The sequence below is a fragment of the Treponema brennaborense DSM 12168 genome, from assembly GCF_000212415.1.
GTDB lineage: Bacteria > Spirochaetota > Spirochaetia > Treponematales > Treponemataceae > Treponema_F > Treponema_F brennaborense.
Genome location: NC_015500.1, coordinates 1,853,391 through 1,870,013, shown reverse-complemented (window position 1 = coordinate 1,870,013; position 16,623 = coordinate 1,853,391). Strand labels below are relative to the sequence as shown.

Annotated in this window: 15 protein-coding genes and 2 tRNA genes; 8 read left to right on the top strand and 9 right to left on the bottom strand. The window is 53.0% G+C overall.

All coding sequences use genetic code 11. The annotated features are described in order from the left end of the window. Positions 1-33 precede the first annotated feature (33 nt). The gene (locus TREBR_RS08140; RefSeq protein ID WP_013758709.1) at positions 34-819 is read left to right on the top strand and encodes a ComF family protein; all 786 of its coding nucleotides are present in this window, start codon (positions 34-36) and stop codon (positions 817-819) included. 2 nt (positions 820-821) lie between these two features. On the opposite strand, the gene TREBR_RS08135 is transcribed toward TREBR_RS08140, so the two are convergent. Beyond that, positions 822-1,988, bottom strand: coding sequence for a DEAD/DEAH box helicase (locus TREBR_RS08135; RefSeq protein WP_013758708.1), 1,167 nt, complete (start codon positions 1,986-1,988; stop codon positions 822-824). 47 nt (positions 1,989-2,035) lie between these two features. Here TREBR_RS08135 and TREBR_RS08130 point away from each other — a divergent pair, with 47 nt between their 5' ends. After that, the gene (locus TREBR_RS08130) at positions 2,036-3,151 is read left to right on the top strand and encodes a glycosyltransferase family 4 protein (RefSeq protein WP_013758707.1); all 1,116 of its coding nucleotides are present in this window, start codon (positions 2,036-2,038) and stop codon (positions 3,149-3,151) included. A 49-nt stretch (positions 3,152-3,200) separates the two neighbouring features. Here TREBR_RS08130 and clpX read toward each other — a convergent pair whose 3' ends face one another. From clpX to TREBR_RS08090, 8 genes are all read right to left on the bottom strand, one after another. Continuing rightward, positions 3,201-4,448 (bottom strand): ATP-dependent Clp protease ATP-binding subunit ClpX, encoded by a 1,248-nt coding sequence (gene clpX, locus TREBR_RS08125; RefSeq protein ID WP_013758706.1) that lies wholly within the window; start codon positions 4,446-4,448, stop codon positions 3,201-3,203. Continuing rightward, positions 4,432-5,046, bottom strand: a complete 615-nt coding sequence (locus TREBR_RS08120) for an ATP-dependent Clp protease proteolytic subunit (protein ID WP_013758705.1) — start codon at positions 5,044-5,046, stop codon at positions 4,432-4,434. The genes clpX and TREBR_RS08120 overlap by 17 nt, the downstream gene beginning before the upstream one ends. 36 nt (positions 5,047-5,082) lie before the next feature. Next, on the bottom strand, positions 5,083-6,432 hold the full coding sequence (tig, locus tag TREBR_RS08115; RefSeq protein WP_013758704.1) for a trigger factor: 1,350 nt from the start codon (positions 6,430-6,432) through the stop codon (positions 5,083-5,085). 71 nt (positions 6,433-6,503) lie between these two features. Continuing rightward, positions 6,504-6,575: transfer RNA gene (locus TREBR_RS08110), tRNA-Gly, on the bottom strand. Positions 6,576-6,630: 55 nt separating this feature from the next. Continuing rightward, a tRNA-Leu gene (locus tag TREBR_RS08105) sits at positions 6,631-6,711 on the bottom strand. A 203-nt stretch (positions 6,712-6,914) separates the two neighbouring features. Further along, complete coding sequence (locus TREBR_RS08100; protein ID WP_013758703.1) at positions 6,915-7,274, bottom strand: YccF domain-containing protein; 360 nt, start codon at positions 7,272-7,274, stop codon at positions 6,915-6,917. Between the two features lie 26 nt (positions 7,275-7,300). Further along, positions 7,301-7,855: an SGNH/GDSL hydrolase family protein gene (locus TREBR_RS08095; RefSeq protein WP_013758702.1), complete on the bottom strand. Its 555-nt coding sequence runs from the start codon at positions 7,853-7,855 to the stop codon at positions 7,301-7,303. Next, on the bottom strand, positions 7,831-8,160 hold the full coding sequence (locus tag TREBR_RS08090; RefSeq protein WP_013758701.1) for a hypothetical protein: 330 nt from the start codon (positions 8,158-8,160) through the stop codon (positions 7,831-7,833). The genes TREBR_RS08095 and TREBR_RS08090 overlap by 25 nt, the downstream gene beginning before the upstream one ends. Positions 8,161-8,360: 200 nt before the next feature. Between TREBR_RS08090 and TREBR_RS08085 the strand changes: the two genes are divergently transcribed. From TREBR_RS08085 to TREBR_RS08060, 6 genes are all read left to right on the top strand, one after another. Then, on the top strand, positions 8,361-9,248 hold the full coding sequence (locus TREBR_RS08085) for a LysR family transcriptional regulator (protein WP_013758700.1): 888 nt from the start codon (positions 8,361-8,363) through the stop codon (positions 9,246-9,248). A gap of 144 nt (positions 9,249-9,392) precedes the next feature. Next, positions 9,393-10,166, top strand: a complete 774-nt coding sequence (locus TREBR_RS08080; protein WP_013758699.1) for a hypothetical protein — start codon at positions 9,393-9,395, stop codon at positions 10,164-10,166. A 19-nt stretch (positions 10,167-10,185) separates the two neighbouring features. Next, a complete protein-coding gene (locus tag TREBR_RS08075; RefSeq protein WP_013758698.1) occupies positions 10,186-11,343 on the top strand; it encodes a hypothetical protein in 1,158 nt (385 codons plus the stop codon). Between the two features lie 150 nt (positions 11,344-11,493). Next, entirely contained in the window at positions 11,494-14,427 is a 2,934-nt protein-coding gene (locus TREBR_RS08070; protein WP_013758697.1) for a chromosome segregation SMC family protein, read from the top strand. Further along, the gene (locus TREBR_RS08065) at positions 14,414-14,755 is read left to right on the top strand and encodes a hypothetical protein (protein ID WP_013758696.1); all 342 of its coding nucleotides are present in this window, start codon (positions 14,414-14,416) and stop codon (positions 14,753-14,755) included. The genes TREBR_RS08070 and TREBR_RS08065 overlap by 14 nt, the downstream gene beginning before the upstream one ends. After that, on the top strand, positions 14,752-16,620 hold the full coding sequence (locus tag TREBR_RS08060) for an outer membrane protein assembly factor BamD (RefSeq protein WP_013758695.1): 1,869 nt from the start codon (positions 14,752-14,754) through the stop codon (positions 16,618-16,620). The genes TREBR_RS08065 and TREBR_RS08060 overlap by 4 nt, the downstream gene beginning before the upstream one ends. Positions 16,621-16,623 lie beyond the last annotated feature (3 nt).

Below are 16,623 nucleotides of genomic sequence, written 5' to 3'. Positions count from 1 at the left end.
ATAAATCGTGTTTCCCTAAACGAATAATAAGGTATGACTTTTTCAGCCGCTTTATTCAGGGCAGAGTCGTTTTTCGGTACGGCCGCGCGCCGTCTGCTTTCGTTTCTCTGCGAACGGTATACCTGCGTGTATTGCGGTGCGCCCGTCGTTTCATCGGTTGTCTGCGATTCGTGCGCGGCGGAAAAACTGCTCGTCTGGACGCCGACTTTTTCCGAAGCCGGCAGGCGGCTGCGCTGCCGTGTGTGCGGCATTGAATTGCTGTCCGAGCGTGATGTGTGTATGCGCTGCCGGGAAACGCCGCTTTTGGCACATACCGAACGGGTGTTTCCGGTGCACACGTACGTACTTCGGAAAAAGGATTTGCTCGTGCTTTGGAAAATCCGCGGTGTCCGGCAGTTGTCCGCACTTTTTGCCGAAGTAGTAGCCGGCGTGTTGTCAACCGAATTATGCGACGGCGCGGTTCTGCCGATCGTTCCGGTGCCGCCGCGGCCCGGAAAGATAAGAAAATGCGGCTGGGATCAGATTGCGGATTTATGCCGTTTTTTGAAGCTCAAGTACGGTTTCCCGATTCTTCCGCTGCTTGAACGCCGTTCGGCCGAGCAGCAGAAAACGCTGAACAGATCGCAGCGGCTCCTGAATTTGGGTAAGTCGTACGCCGCCGATGCGCGCGCGCTCCGGCGCTGCAAATCCGTTCCGGAGGCCGTCGTTTTACTCGATGACATTCTGACGACCGGCGTTACGCTTGAAACGTGCGCCGCCGTTTTGCAGTCGGTCGGCGTCAAGCGGGTGTTCGCCTGCACGCTGTTTATCGTCGACTGACGCTATGCTTCCGGCAGATCGGCCGGCGCGACGAGTTGTCCGCCGTACAGTATTCGGGGATATACGGTCAGCGCAAGCTTTTTTTCAACGGCGGCAAGGTGCCGCAATTCCCGCTCGTCGCCGATAACGATGTCGTATCCCGCCGCTCCCGCCCGGCCCGTGCGCCCGGCTCGGTGGATAAAAAAGTCGTCGTCCGTAGGCAGATCCATCTGCACGATGTGAGTGATGCCGGTGATATCGAGTCCGCGCGCGGCAAGGTCGCTCGTTATCAGAATGCGGCATTTTCCTGCGCGGAATTTATCCAACGCCTGTTTCCGCTGTATTTTATCGGACCGGGCGTGCAGTCCGCAGCAATCTATTTTTTTGTATGACAGGCGCGATACGATTTGATCCACCTGATCGGGGCGGGCGGTAAATACCATCATCTTTTCGGGATCAACTGCTGCAATCAGCTTTCGCAGCGTGTCGGGTTTATCGCGCTGTTCGCTGTAAAGCGCGATGTGCGTAATGCGTTTCCGTAAGACGTCTTCCGGCGGGAGCAGTACCGTTTTTAGCGGTTGCTCGCCGTTATCCGAAACGGGCAGTGCCTCCCGTATGAGCCGTTCCGTTTTCTGTGAAATGGTTGCCGAGCAGGCGGCCAGCTGCACTGTCGCGGGCAGTGATTTTATGAGCGCGCACGTCTCATCCCGCAGTTCGGGTACAAGCAGTCTGTCCGCTTCGTCGAGGACGATCGCTTTTACGGCGGCCGTTTTCAGTTTTTTAAGATAAATCAGTTCCAAAAGCCGCGCCGGCCCGCCGATAACGATAAGCGGTTTTTCTTTCAGCATTTCCGTCTGCCGCTTTATCGGCGCGCCGCCTATGCACAGCGCCGTCTTGATATCGGTAAGCAATTTGACTTGGCTTTTTATCTGCGACGCCAGTTCGTGCGTCGGGGCGATTATCAGCAGCTGAACCTGCGGGTTTTCCATATCGATCTGCTGTACGAGCGGTAGCAGATACGCAAACGTTTTTCCCGTTCCCGTTTCGGACTGGAATAATACGTGGGCGCGTTCTTTCAGCAGCGGAACGACTTGCTGCTGAACTGCCGTCGGTTCCGTAATGCCGAGCGCGGTAAGTTTCCGGCATAAATCGGGAGAAACGCCGAGCGTTTCAAATGAAATGGTATCCATACGATTACTATAGCATATTATCCGTTTGTGTGCTATAATACGTAAATATGAAAATAGGAATTGATACATTCGGCTGCGACCACGGCAGATCGGGATTGGGTTTGTATCTTTTGGCTCTTGCATCACATCTTCCTCAAACGGAAGGTATCGAATATGAATTATTCGGTCCTGAAATGGATCGGTACACATATAGATCTGAAAACAGTAAACTTTCGTATGCCAGCGTTATGATACCGGACAGCACCGCCGCCGACCGCTTGTGGCATTGGTACCGCGCCCCGCGTTTTTCGGTTTCACGAGGCTACAATGCCACGCTGTTTGCCGCCGGTGCGCGCGTTTTGCCGCCGTCTTTTAAAGTACCGGGGGTTGCGGTTGTCAACGACGTTTTTTCCGCTCAAACGGAAACGGCGTCGAGTATTTTTTTTAAACGATATATGCTGAAAGGGCTGAAACGCGTAACCGGAATAATTGCGGCAAGCCAATTTATTAAAAAAGATCTGGTGTCGTTCGGTATTGCGGCGGATAAAATAACCGTTATCCATAACGGCATCGATCACAGTCTTTTTTATCCGCGCACCGGACTGGGCGATACGGTCGATATAAAGCCGTTCGCCATTAAGCGTCCGTATTTGATTTACGCTTCGCGTTTACAGGGTGCCGGTAAAAAACATATAGAACTCATAAAAGCTTTTTCCGTGTTTAAAAAACAAACGGGACTGCCGCACCGGCTCGTGCTTGCCGGCAGTGAAGGCGCCTATTCTGATGCCGTTCACCGGGAAGCCGCGTCTTCTCCGTATGCTTCCGATATATTCCTGACCGGATATTTTCCCCATGAAAGTTTGCCCGAATTGTATTCGTGCGCGGACGCGTGTGTGTTTCCGTCGGTGAGCGAGGGAGTGGGGCTGCCCGTTATAGAAGCGATGGCGTGCGGTATTCCCGTCGCGTGTGCGAAAGCCGGCGCGCTTCCCGAAATAGCCGGAAGCCACGCTCTGTTTTTCAATCCCGACGATATCGAAGATATGGCTGCCGGAATGCAGGCCGTGGTAACCGATCCGGCGCTGCGTGAAAAGGCGGTGGCCGGCGGCATAGAGTGGACGCAGCGTTTTTCATGGGAAAAAACCGCCGAACGCACGCTCGACGTGCTTACCGGTATCGGGAAATAAAAAAAACACCGAAAACCGTCAGGTTTTCAGTGTTTTTTTGCAGCAGCGGTTATGCCGTTTTCTGATCCAGCAGTACGGATGAAACGTCCGCTTGGCGTTTTCCGGTTACGATATCTTCCGTTATAACCAGTTTTTTATTGCCCTCGATAGATGGAACTTCAAACATGACGTTCATCAGCATCTTTTCAACGATAGAACGCAGTCCGCGCGCACCGGTTTTCCGCTTGATGGCCGTTTCTGCAATCGCTTCGATAGCTTCGTCGGTGAATTCCAATTCGGTGTTATCTATTGCGAACGATGCCCTGAACTGCTTGATGATCGCGTTTTTGGGTTCCGTCAGTATCAGTTTCAGATCGTCTTTCGTGAGTTCTTTCAGTGCAACCGAAATCGGCATACGGCCGATAATTTCGGGAATGAGTCCGAACTTTACCAAATCGTCGGGAATCACCTTGTTCAGCAGTTCCGCCTGATCTTCTTCGTTCAGGGCGTTGAACGTCGTTCCGAATCCCATCGTATGGTCGGCGACGCGCGTTTCGATAATATTATCCAAGCCGACGAACGCACCTCCGCAGATGAAGAGGATATTCGTCGTGTCGATATCGATCATTTCCTGATTCGGGTGCTTTCTGCCGCCCTGCGGAGGGACGCTCGCGCGCGTTCCTTCGATGATTTTCAGAAGCGCCTGCTGCACGCCTTCGCCTGAAACGTCGCGGGTAATCGACGTGTTCTCCGATTTACGGGCGATCTTGTCGATTTCATCGATGAAAATGATACCGCGTTCGGCGGCCGCAACGTTTCCGTCGGCTGCGTTTATCAGTTTGAGCAGAACGTTTTCCACGTCTTCACCGACGTATCCGGCTTCGGTCAGCGTCGTTGCGTCCGCAATGGCGAACGGGACTTTCAGCTTCTGCGCGAGCGTTTTTGCCAGCAGCGTTTTTCCCGAACCGGTGGGACCGATGAGCAGTATGTTCGATTTTTCAATTCGGACGTCGTCGTTTTCGACTTTGGGCAGCGACATCCGTTTGTAGTGATTGTATACGGCCACGGCCAGCGCCTTTTTCGCATAATCCTGACCGATTACGTACTGATCAAGATATTCCTTGAATTCTTTCGGAGTGGGAACGTCCGTGAGTTCGATCGGCGTCAGTTCGGCGTGGTCTTCGTCGAGAATACTCTGACAAACCGCGACGCACTGATCGCAAATAAAAATGTTATTCGGACCCGCAACCATTTTGCGGCCCGATTCGGCAGGTTTTCCGCAAAACGAACAAACCTGTATGTCATTTCTGCGTGCCATGAGTCCTCCGCGGCATGATTTGGTCAACGATACCGTATGCCAAGGCTTCGTCGCTCGACATGTATAAATCGCGCTCCATATCGGCGGCGACTGTTTCCGCCGTCTTGCCGGTATGGGAGGCAAAGTAGTCGATCGTAAGTTTTTTCAATCTGATAATTTCTTTCGCCTGAATGGCTATATCGGATGCCTGTCCCTGAACGCCTCCCCAGGGCTGATGGATCATAACGCGGGACGACGGCAGCGCGTACCGTTTACCGGCCGTTCCGCCGGCAAGCAGTATCGCCGCCATACTCGCCGCCTGTCCGACGCAGATGGTCTGCGTATCACATTTGACGGATTGAATCGTGTCGTATATGGCGAGTCCCGCCGTAACGGAACCTCCGGGGGAATTGATATACAGACTGATATCTTTTTCCGAATTCTGCGAATCCAAAAATAAAATCTGTGCAACAATCAAGTCAGCCGTCATATCGGTAATTTCACCGTCTATAAAAACGATTCTGTCTTTCAAAAGACGTGAGAAAATATCGTACGACCGTTCGCCATTGCTCGTCTGTTCAATGACGTAGGGAACAAGATTGTTCATTTGTTCGTTCATGTCTTATCCTTACCGTGATACGCGTTAGTTTTACAGTTATTTTTTGAACAAGTCCGCAAAAGACATTTTGTCGCCTTTCGTAATTTTCACCTGTTCAAACAACTCCTTATAAAGTTTCTGTTCTTTCGTATCATCTATAAGATACTCTTTTGCACGGGGATCCGCATAGTGTTTTTTTACTTCTTCTACGGAAATTCCCGCGCTTTCGGCTATTTTTACGTATTCGGCTTCGATTTCTTCAGGCGTTACCGTGATATTGCGTTCTTTCATCAATGATTCAACGACAATTCTGCTCTTGAGCATTTTTTCCGCATCGCCGGTCCATTCGGTCAGCATGTCTTCTTTTTTCTGTCCCGAAGCGGCGATCATTTTATCAAGCTGTTCCGGCGTGGTGCGGAACTGCTGCGCCATCATTCTCCAGCGTGAATCGAGTTCCGCCGCGATCATGGATTTGGGCAGATCGAACGCGTTCTTTTCTACCAGCTGTTCGAGCAGTGAATTCGATTTGATTTCCGCAATCCGTTTTGCTTTGGCCGCTTCCATGTTTTTCATGATGTCGGCTTTCAGATCGTCGAGCGTCTTATATTTTTCATTGACGTCCTGCGCCAATTCGTCGTCAAGTTCGGGCAGATTACGCACTTTCAGTGCGGTAACGGTTACCCGTAGTTTTTTTGTCGTGCCGGCGAGGTCTTTGTCTTCAAAATCTTTCTTGTATTTTTTGGTGATTTCTTTCGTTTCACCTTTTTTCATGCCGATAACGTCGTCGTCGATTTTGTATATGTTCTGACCGCTGCCGATCGTAAACACGAAGTCCTGGCGTTCCGAACCTTCAACCGTTTTGCCGTCGTCGTCGAGTTCGCAGTAGTTTACGGTCGCGATGTCGTCTTTGGCCGCAGCTTCGCCGTCTTTTTTATCCGAAACCAGCGCGTTGCGTTCGCGGATTTGTTCCAATTCTTCTTTCAATTCGGCTTCACCGACGGCGACTTGCGGTTCCTTAACGGTGATTCCGCTGAAATCTTCCACTTTTACCGTGGGAAACACGTCGTAGGTTACGGTGAACGTCATGTCTTTGGACGTGTCGAGCACGGGAGCTTCATCCATGGCAGGCTGCGCGTAGGGCAGGGGACGTTCGGCGATCTCTTCAAAAATATCGCCCAGCGCTTTTTCGATCAGTTCGCCGGCCGCGTCAGCTTTCAGCGCTTCTCCGTATTTGCGCTCCAGAATGGAAACGGGAACGTGACCTTTGCGGAAACCGGGCATCTGTATATTTTTTGCATATTTTGCAACAGTGTCATTGTAGTTCTGCGCTACGTCTTTTTTAGCGATCGTTACTGTCAGTTTGACGGCTGAGTTTTCCAGTTTAGTAATTTCTTTGGTTACTTTCACGGCTGGTTTTTCCTTTGGTTAAGAATATTAAAAAAGGCGATTCAGATTACTCCGAATCGCCTTTCGCTTCGAGCGGGAAACGGGAGTCGGACCCGCGACATCGACCTTGGCAAGGTCGCGCTCTACCACTGAGCTATTCCCGCAAAACATTTGCACGGCTATACACTTTCAGTCCTGTCCGCACTTACTTTTCAGTAATGCGAGAGAAGGGACTTGAACCCTTACGCCTAGGGCACCAGATCCTAAGTCTGGCGTGTCTGCCAATTTCACCACTCTCGCCCGTGCAGGGTATCGGTGTTTAACCTCTCGACGTTTGGTAGCCTAACATATCGATTAAAAAGTGTCAAGCGCTTTTCAGCGGTTCTTTTCACTTTTTTCCGAACTTTGCGTCCAGGCCGCCAGCCGAAAGTGCAGCGCGTTTTTATATATATCAGACCATGCCGTTTTATGCAAGCGGTTTTACCCGCTCGGCATAAAAAAAATCAGGCGACTCTGGAACCGAACGGCATCAGCGCCAATTTTGCCAACTTGAAAAACTGCAGACCGAACGGAATGCCTATGATCGTAACGCACCAAAGACAGCCGATCGCGGCGAATACGGCGGCGAGCGGAAGTCCCGATACGATAAGCCATACGATGTTCAGCAGCAAGCTGCCCGCACCGCCTCCGAATTCAACGTCGTTTCCGAACGGAAAAAACGAAAGCGAAGCGAATTTAAAACATTGCAGTCCGACGGGGATACCCACGATCGTAACGCACCACAGTATGCCTGAAACAATCCAGCACAGGCCGGCGATACAGCCGCCGAATACGAACCATAAAATATTTCCCAAACATCCCATGGCTTACTATATCACCGCTTTCAGCCCTATGCAAGGCTCATTGCGTCGGCAAAATCGATAGATTTCGGATGCAGGTAATGTTTGATAGCGTTGAATACCTTTACCGCGGGTTTTTCGCTGCGCAGCGCCGAAACGGCGTCTATATATTTGCATCCCGTTTCCTGCGCCAGCTTTTTGAGTTCCGCATTCAATTTGGCGGCGCCCGGATGCGATGAAATGACGGAAACGATGTAGATTTCCGCGGAACAGGCACGGTGCAGGGTGTACAGGAGCCATTCGTATTTGCCGACCAGATCTTCCAGTTTCATCGTGTCGTTTTCTATATCCGTTTCACCCAGATTCAGGAATACTTTTCCCGGATGCAACGCGACGATGCACGTTTCTATGATGTCTTCGACGTCCGTGATGGAAAGCCGTTCCATACTTCTGTTGTATACCGGCGTCGCTATGTTGAAATCGTTTGCCAGCTCGCTTACCGGCAATTCGGCAAAATAATCGGAGCCGAAGAACACGGCGCCACCGTGGCGGGATATACTGTTCAGTTCAGTATATTTTTTCAATTCGCTGCCTGCATTGCACATACTTGTACCTCCTCTTCTACGATAACGGTGGTGAGTTCCGCTTCTTTATCGCGTTTGAGATTGATAAAATAAACGACGATGTTCGTCGATACGATTGCCAAGTTCAATACGTATACGATGAGTACGTAACTGTAGTTGTGACTGATCAGTTTCGCGCTTATGCCGGCGATGTAGCCGCCGACGATAAGCAGAATGAACGGCAGGCTCATGGATTTGGCCGTTCCCGCTTTGATATTTTTGTATACGGACATCGGCCATGAAAAACCGAAGCACACGAGCATGAGCGTTTCAAGAAGCTGTGACATTATGAATCTCCTGTTAAAACGCTGCGGTGATTCCGGAACCGGCCGTTGCAATCGTCCGGTTCCGCCGCGCGTAATTTGTCCGATTCGGAAGCGCGCTTCTCCGTCGGACAGTGATACTATGCCATTGATTTTTTATAATGTCTAATATATAATTTTTATGGTAATCATAACTTTTAAATTATCATTTAGGCGGGATCGGTATGGAATTGATGCAGTTGCGGTATTTTTTGGAAGTGGCCGAATCGGGACACGTAACGCGAAGCGCCGAACGGCTCCATATCGCGCAGCCCGCTTTAACGCAGTCGATCCGGCGGCTTGAAAAAGACGTCGGCGTTCCGCTGTTCGTCCGTCACGGGCGGAACATCGTATTGACGGAATACGGTATCTTTTTAAAAAAACGTCTTGAGCCGCTGATTTCCGAACTGGATGAACTTCCCGGACAACTTCAGACAATGGCGCATCTGGAACACGCGACCATACATCTGAACGTGCTGGCGGCGACTTCTTTTACGACCGAAGCCATTATCGCTTTTAAAAAAGAATATCCGGAACTCATTTTCCGGCTGCTGCAAAATTCCGAAAAAGACTTGTACGATATAGGAATCACGACGCGGCTGTTCTATCAGCCTCCGCGGGAGGACGCCAGTCAGTTCGTGTGTACCGAAAAGATTTTTCTGGCGGTGCCGAACATCGGCAAATACCGGTATATGGAAAAAGTGCAGCTTGCCAAAATGAAAGATGAAAACTTTATCAGTCTGTTCGGATCCAAGCAGCTGCGCTGGATATGCGATAAATTCTGTCTGCACGCGGGGTTCAAGCCGCGCATCAGTTTTGAAAGCGACAGTCCCGCCGCGGTAAAAAACATGATTGCGGCGAATATGGGCGTCGGGTTCTGGCCCGAGTTCACGTGGGGCAAACTCGACAGTGATCACGTTATTTTACTTGAAATAGAAGAACCCGTGTGTCAGCGCGATATTCTGGTTACGTGCCGGCATAATAAAACCGACACGCGCGCCGTAGATACGTTTTTTACGTTTCTGACGGAGTGTTTTAAGGCGCAAACGGTAACGGAAACGCGCAAACGGTAACGGAAACGCGCAAACGGTAACGGAAACGCGCAAACGGTAACGGAAACGCGCAAATCCGACATGGATTCGGATACTTGCCGCGTTTTATTCTTTCAATTTTTTGCAATATGTGCGATACTGTTAACGGATTCGGAGGTTTCGCTTATGCAGTTACGTCGATACGGAATCGGTGCAGCCGCAGCCGCGGCTTTTGTCTGTTTTGCGTCGTGTCAGTTGTTTACGACGCCGCTTTTTCATAGCAGCAGGGATTTTTCCGCCGCGCTGCGCAATTCGTCGACGGAATCCATCGTTCAAAACATACCGGCCGTTTCAGCCGATCCGGATCAGACTGCCGCACTGCTGGAAGAACTGGGCAAACGGGATCAGGATGAGATTGTCAAGCTGCCGGTGGAAGATAAGGAATCCATCTTGGCAGCAGCAACGTCCGCCGCGCTGCCGGTGGGCGATATTACCGATGCGATTCAAAACGCGAAAAACGCCGACGGTTCTTTCGATACGGAAGCGCTCGTTACGTCGCTGTGCGAATCGGGGCGGGAGATCGACACGACGGCGGTTGAATCGATTTTGAACGATACGGAATCGTTGGCGCAGGCCGACGTTTCAGTACTTGCGTTCTCCGCGGCCGCCGTCGCGCTGTCCGCGCTGAAAGAAGAAGCTTCCGGCGGGTCTTCTGTTGCCGCCGTTGTTGAAACACTGCAAACGGCCGGATTGACGGCCGGTGCCGACGCTCAGGCGATTGCCGACGCGACGGGTTTTTCCCTTGATTCGGCCCGTAAATTGGAAACGGTGTTGGCGGTTGCGGCCGTTTTGAGCGGAACCGCCGGCGACGGCGAACCGGACCGCCGGGAAGACGCCGCCGCCGTTTCCGTCGGCGGCTTCGATATCGGCAGTTTACTCGACGGTTTTTTAGGCAATTGATTTTACCGCGGAGTGTGTCATGAAGATGAAGCGAACGGTTTTTATCGTATTCTGGCTGCTGACGGCCGGTTCCGTTTTTGCCTCCGGTTCGTATGCATTACGGCCGCCGGCGGTCGTCGACGTACGCTCGCTCGCTGCGGGCGGTTTTCATATATGCGACGTGTCTTCGGCGTATATGCTGACGGTCAATCCGGCTTTGCTGGCCTTTGCCGGCAAAAAAGTGCTGCTGCCGTCCGTAGCGTTCGATATCGGCGGCCCGTTGGGCGATCTGCCCGATTTGTATTCGCGTATGACCGATTCCGGCAGCACCGGATCTTTTGCGGACGTTCTGCTCGATTTCGTCGGAAAAAATAACGGATTGGATTTGGATGTCGGCGTTTCCGGTCCGCTGACGTTCGGCAGAGTCAATAAAAACAGGGGCTTGGGCGTTTTTAACCGGACGTACGTGACCGGTTCCGTTCCGTCGGTTTCCGTTTCTTCCGTTACCGCCGGTGAAGAAATGGTGTTTGCAGGCGGAAGTGCGTTTCCGCTGTTAAATTTCAGCCGTATGCAGCTTTCCGTAGGCGTTTCGTCCAAACTGCTGGTCAGACTTGAAGGCACGTACGACGGTGCGCCCGCTTCGCTTACTTCTTTTGATTTCGGCTCGGTTCCCGTGTCGGCGACGGTCGCTGCGGGCGGTGATATCGGTGCGTATTTTTCTTTATTCGACATAATCCGATTCGGCGCCGTCTGGAAGAATCTGTACGCCGGTTTCGTCAAGGATGCCGGAACTTTTTCTCATATGACGCTTTCTTCGGCCAAGCCGCCGGTGCTGCTGTTTGAAAAAGGAACGCTCGCGGTCGGAGTTGCGTTCAATATTCCGGTCGGTTTTACCAGAGGCGTGCTTTCTTCCTGGACCGTATACTGCGATTATGCGGACGTTCCGGCGCTTTTTACCGGTTCGGCTGATGCGTTTAAGGTGAATCCCGTTTTGGCGCTGAGTGCCGGCATGGAACTGGTCGTCTTCGATACGATCGCGCTGCGCTGCGGTATGAACGGCGCGTATGCGAGTGCCGGCGCCGGTATCGATTTGACGCCGTTCCATCTGGAATGCGCCGTTTTCGGCAAAGAGCTCGGTCTCGACCCGGGCGTGCGTGCCCAGCTGCACGGTGCGTTCGCCGTTTCTTTTTATTATTGAAAGCGGAATCGTGAAACCGGAATCGCTCCGTTTGTACTCGGTTCAGATCTTCTGCGCATCCGTTATTTTAAATGCGCGATATTGAAAGCATTGTGAAAAACTGGTAGTATATAGCACTATTTATTTTTTTGAGAAAAGACCGAGGTTTTTGTGTTTCTAAAGAGTCTTGAAGTTTTCGGGTTTAAATCATTCGCAGACCGCACGCGCATTGAGTTTTCGGACGGTATCACTGCGCTTCTCGGCCCGAACGGCTGCGGAAAAAGCAACGTCGTGGACGCGGTGAAGTGGGTACTCGGCGAACAGGGCGCGAAGAACATGCGCGCCGAAAAAATGGAAGACGTCATTTTTAACGGAACCGAAACGCGCAAACCGCTGAACGTTGCGGAAGTGACGCTGACTATTGCGAACGAAAACGGTCTGCTGCCGCTCGACGTAAGCGAAATCATGATAAAACGGCGCTTGTACCGTTCGGGGGAAAGCGAGTATTACATCAACAACGCGCAGGTAAAACTGAAAGACGTGCGCGAACTGTTTTGGGATACCGGCGTCGGCAAGGCGGCGTATTCGGTTATGGAACAGGGAAAAATCGATCAGATCCTGTCGAGCAAACCCGAAGACCGTCGCTATCTGTTTGAAGAAGCCGCCGGCATCACCCGGTTTAAGGTAAAGCGGGCCGAAGCCGAACGTAAATTGGAACGAACCGAAGAAAACATGCGGCAGGTCGAAGGCATTATGGGCGAAGTCAAACGCTCCTACGACACGCTGAAAGTGCAGGCCGATAAAACGATTTCGTACCGCAAATTCCGCGACGATATTTTCAATTACGAGCTTGACATCCAATTACTGCGTCTTAAAAACTTTACGCAGGACCGCGACCGCTGTGCGGCGGACGCGCAAAAAGCGGCGAATCTGCGCGACGGCGCCCGTGCCGAAATAGACGCGATAAACGCGTCGCTTTCGGAAAATATGGAAGAAGTGAACGCGATGGAAGGCCAGCTCGTTTCCATGCAGAAAGAAATTTACGGATTGGCCGTCGAACGTAATGAAAAGGACAAACAGGCGAAGCAGTTAAGCGAACGGAAGGCCGAAGCGAAAGCGAAAGTGTCTCAGCTGGAAGGTCGTTTTGCGGCGCTTGAAGAGCGTATCGGTTCCCTGCGCGAAGACATAGACGAACAGGACGCGGGGCTGCACGCGAAGCGCCGCCGTATAGACGAAATTACCGGCAACATCGATTCGTTTCAGGACAACATCACGCTTGCCGGCACGCAAATTACCGAAAACGATCGGCAGGCGGCGGAATGCGAAGCGGACATCGCGGCACTCGACGCGGAACGCGCCGAACTGCGCAAGGAACTTGAATCCATAACGGAAGACATCGTTACCGAACTCGATTCCCGCTTGAAAGACGCCGGGTATTCGTCCAAAGTCTGTACCGCCGCGCGTGAAAAAGTGGACGCGCTTTTGGGCAAGCTGGCCGTTCTTTCGTCAGGACGAAAAAACATTTTCACCGACTTCGCGTCGCTGGCGCATCCGGCGGAAGCCGACGTCAAACGCTTCGCGCTTAACGCCGTCGATGCGTTTACTGAAGCCGAGCGGCTGCTTGCCGAGCTGGGGGCCGCTATCGGCGAATACACCGCGTCGACGCCGCAATTTATAGATGAATTCCTTTCTCCCGAAGGTATCATTACCCGAAAGCGGAGTATCGACCGGAAAATTCAGGATTCGCTCGACAGCGTGAACCGCATCCGCGACCGCATCGCCGAACTGAAAAGCGAAAACGCCGGTCTCGTCGGTAAAATAGAAGAATACCGCGCGACGTTGGAACAGCTGCGAATACAGAAAGCGCAGATGCAGACGCAGATAGAAGCCGCCGAAGACCAGATCCGCATTCTGCGCCGCGAACTTTCGCTGCAGGAAAATTCACTGCGCGAGCTTGAAAACGAATTGTTTACCGAAAAAAAGCGGTTCGACGACATTCACGAACAATTGATAGAAATCGAAGGCGAAATCGCTTCCATCGAATACAAGGGAAGATCGCTGACGGAAAAACTTGAAGAACTCGAGCGGAACATCACGTCGCGGAACAGCGACGTTTCCGGCAAAAAGGAAGCGCTGAGCCGAAAAACCGCCGACATGGCGAAGTTCCAGTCCCAGCTTGAAAAATATACGCTCGATCTTGCGACGTCGGAAACGGAGATCCGCAACATAAAAGACAATTTCCGTGAAACGCATTCGCGCGATCTGATGGAATTCGAGGAGCGGATGTTTACGATCACCGTGCCGGCCGCCGAATTGCGCGAAAAACTGGCGGAAACCCGTCAGCAGCTCAAATCTCTCGGCAGCGTCAACTTGATGGCTCCCGAAGAATTTGCCGAAACGAAGGAACGGCATGATTTTCTTGCCGCCCAGATCGCGGATCTGCAGAAAGCGCGTGAAGACCTGCAGCGTATTACCGAAGAAATCCGCGCCGAGTCGACGGAGCTGTTTTTGGCAACGTATAATAAAATCAAGAAAAATTTTCACAATATGTTCCGCAGATTGTTCGGCGGCGGTCGTGCGGAACTGCGGCTCGTGGATCCGCACAACGTGCTCGAATCGGGTATTGATATTTTTGCGCAGCCGCCCGGAAAGAAACTTGAAAACATCGCGCTGCTTTCCGGCGGTGAAAAGACGATGACGGCGGTTTCGCTGCTGTTCGCAACGTATATGGTGCGGCCGTCGCCGTTTTGTCTGCTCGACGAGATCGATGCGGCGCTCGACGAACAGAACGTTCTGCGTTTCGTGCACACGCTGCGCGATTTTGCGAACGTGAGCCAGTACATCGTCATCACCCATAACAAAAAAACCGTTTCCGGGGCGGGAACGATGCTCGGCGTTACGATGGAAGAATCCGGCGTCAGTAAAGTCATTACGATCCGGCTTGAAAACGAGGCCGGTGCGGGTGTCGGTTCGCTGGCCGATCCTGAACCGTTTATAGAAGAAGACGTGGAACCCGAAACCGACGTATATATTCCGCCGCATCCGCCCAAACGGATTCGCCCTGCAGCGGTTTCCGGTGAAGAAGGAGTGCATGAAGAAACTTGATAACCGCAAGTTCATACGGGCCGCAACGGTCGTGTTGCTGTCTTTATTCCTGATCGCGTTCGTTTCGCTTTGTATCCGCAGCTGCCGCGTGCCGGGAAAGCGGGGCGGACAGGTAACGTTTTCCGCCGAGTTCATTCAAAAACATTCTTTTTTGCCGCCGTCCGTTCCGGTACTGCCGGACGATTATTATCTGCTGCGCGGTAAAGATTACCGCTGGACCGCCGCCGACGTATCCCGCTGGTTTACGCCTCCCGAAGGCGCGTTGCTGGACGAGCTGCACGCATCGAACGAACGCATGATTGCCGATATCCTTGGAGCCGCACCGTGAAAAAGTTTTTCCTGATAAGTTTTATTGCCGTTTTTACCGTTTTCTCCTGCAAGTCAACCTCGCAGCTGCCCGTACCGGCCGAATCTGAAAATACGGCGCTCGAAAATACCGCCGGTGAGGCCGAGCCGCAGCGGGATAGTACGGCTGCCCCCGAGGCGCCCCCTCCCGCGCCGTCATCTCCTGCCCAATCGGATGCTTATGCCGAAGCGGTGCCTGCAGTGGAAGCGCCGCTTGAGCCGGAGACCGTACCGGAAACAGCCGCCGCTCCGGATGTCCCGCTTGAACCGACTGCCGCCGCCCAACCGGAACCAGCCGCCGCTACGTCAGAGTCCGAATCCGTAGCTCAACCGGAATCCGCCGCCGCTACGATTCCCGAAGCTGTTCCGGAGCAGCCGGCCGAATCTGAACATACGGCGCTCGAAAATACCGCCGGTGAGGCCGAGCCGCAGCGGGATAGTACGGCTGCCCCCGAGGCGTCCCCTCCCGCGCCGGTATCTCCAGCCGAAGCGGATGTTTCTGCCGAAGCGGCGCCTGCAGCGGAAGCGCCGCTTGAGCCGGAGACCGTATCGGAAACAGCCGCCGCTCCGGATGTCCCGGTCGAACCGACTGCCGCCGCCCAACCGGAATCCACCGCCGCTACTGTTCGCGAAGCTGTTCCGGAAACAGCCGCCGCTCCGGATGTCCCGGTCGAGCAGGCTGCCGCCGCCCAACCGGAACCAGCTGCCGCTCCGTCAGAGTCCGAATCCGTAGCTCAACCGGAATCCGCCGCCGCTACGATTCCCGAAGCTGTTCCGGAGCAGCCGGCTGAATCTGAACATACGGCGCTCGAAAATACCGCCGGTGAGGCCGAGTCGCAGCGGGATAGTACGGCTGCCCCCGAGGCGCCCCCTCTCGTGCCGACTATTCCCGTTCCGTCGCGGAGTGTTGAACTCGGTTTACGTCAGTATCTCGACGTACAGTATCCGGGTTCCGGATGGATTTATTTGGGGGAGCTTGAGCCGGACGGAACCGACAAAAAAGTTCCGCTGCTGACGTATTTCGGACGGCAGCTTAATCATACCGATACGGTGTTCTCGCTGCGTTCCGGCAAATCCGGCGAGAGCATTCTTCATTTTTATAAGCCGGACGTGCTTACCGATGCGTATATCGACGACTATCTGGCGGTTACCGTTACCGATCAACCGGCGGCGGACGCGTCTCGGATAAAAGCGCCGGCGTATGCGGATATCGTGCCGCCCGATCAGTATTCGATACCCGTTCCCGTGCCGGCAGAAAACGCGGGCACGGAGTCTTCCGGTGCGTCCGGGGGCTCGTCTTCAGCGAACGGCACCGATTCCCGCCGTACCGATTCCGTGCCGGCCGGAACTTCATTGCCGCAGAGTACCGGTTCAGGTTCATCCGATTCAGGCTCCGATTCGACATTTTCAACCGTTATCGTGCAGCCCGACCGGAACTCCGCCGGGCAGTCTGATTCCTCGCCGGCGACTGCCGCTGATGTAGCGGTATCGGCAGGAACCGCTGAAAATACCGAAGCGCTGTCCGCAGTTTCGCCGTCTGCGACGGAATCAGATGAATCGGCCGCTTCCGGGGATTTGCTCGAACAGGCACAGGTTGCCTACGATGCGGGCGAGTGTGAAAAAGCGGCTTTGCTGCTTGATACGTTTTTTGCTGCGGCCGGTACGGATATCGATCGTGCGTTGTTTTTGCAGGGGCAAGTGTACGAGGCTCAGTCCGATATAAAAAATATCCGTAAATCGATTGCAGCCTATACGCAGCTGGTGCAGACGTATCCGCAGAGTTCGCTGTGGCAGCAGGCAAAAAACAGAGTGACATATTTGAACAGATTTTATTTCAGCATCAGATAACGT

Excerpts from the sequence above, each read along its gene's own strand:
- TREBR_RS08140 (WP_013758709.1), top strand. The coding sequence starts at position 34 with ATGACTTTTTCAGCCGCTTTATTCAGGGCAGAGTCGTTTTTCGGTACG.
- TREBR_RS08135 (WP_013758708.1), bottom strand. The coding sequence starts at position 1,988 with ATGGATACCATTTCATTTGAAACGCTCGGCGTTTCTCCCGATTTATGC.
- TREBR_RS08130 (WP_013758707.1), top strand. The coding sequence starts at position 2,036 with ATGAAAATAGGAATTGATACATTCGGCTGCGACCACGGCAGATCGGGA.
- clpX (WP_013758706.1), bottom strand. The coding sequence starts at position 4,448 with ATGGCACGCAGAAATGACATACAGGTTTGTTCGTTTTGCGGAAAACCT.
- TREBR_RS08120 (WP_013758705.1), bottom strand. The coding sequence starts at position 5,046 with ATGAACGAACAAATGAACAATCTTGTTCCCTACGTCATTGAACAGACG.
- TREBR_RS08100 (WP_013758703.1), bottom strand. The coding sequence starts at position 7,274 with ATGGGATGTTTGGGAAATATTTTATGGTTCGTATTCGGCGGCTGTATC.
- TREBR_RS08095 (WP_013758702.1), bottom strand. The coding sequence starts at position 7,855 with ATGTGCAATGCAGGCAGCGAATTGAAAAAATATACTGAACTGAACAGT.
- TREBR_RS08090 (WP_013758701.1), bottom strand. The coding sequence starts at position 8,160 with ATGTCACAGCTTCTTGAAACGCTCATGCTCGTGTGCTTCGGTTTTTCA.
- TREBR_RS08085 (WP_013758700.1), top strand. The coding sequence starts at position 8,361 with ATGGAATTGATGCAGTTGCGGTATTTTTTGGAAGTGGCCGAATCGGGA.
- TREBR_RS08080 (WP_013758699.1), top strand. The coding sequence starts at position 9,393 with ATGCAGTTACGTCGATACGGAATCGGTGCAGCCGCAGCCGCGGCTTTT.
- TREBR_RS08075 (WP_013758698.1), top strand. The coding sequence starts at position 10,186 with ATGAAGATGAAGCGAACGGTTTTTATCGTATTCTGGCTGCTGACGGCC.
- TREBR_RS08065 (WP_013758696.1), top strand. The coding sequence starts at position 14,414 with ATGAAGAAACTTGATAACCGCAAGTTCATACGGGCCGCAACGGTCGTG.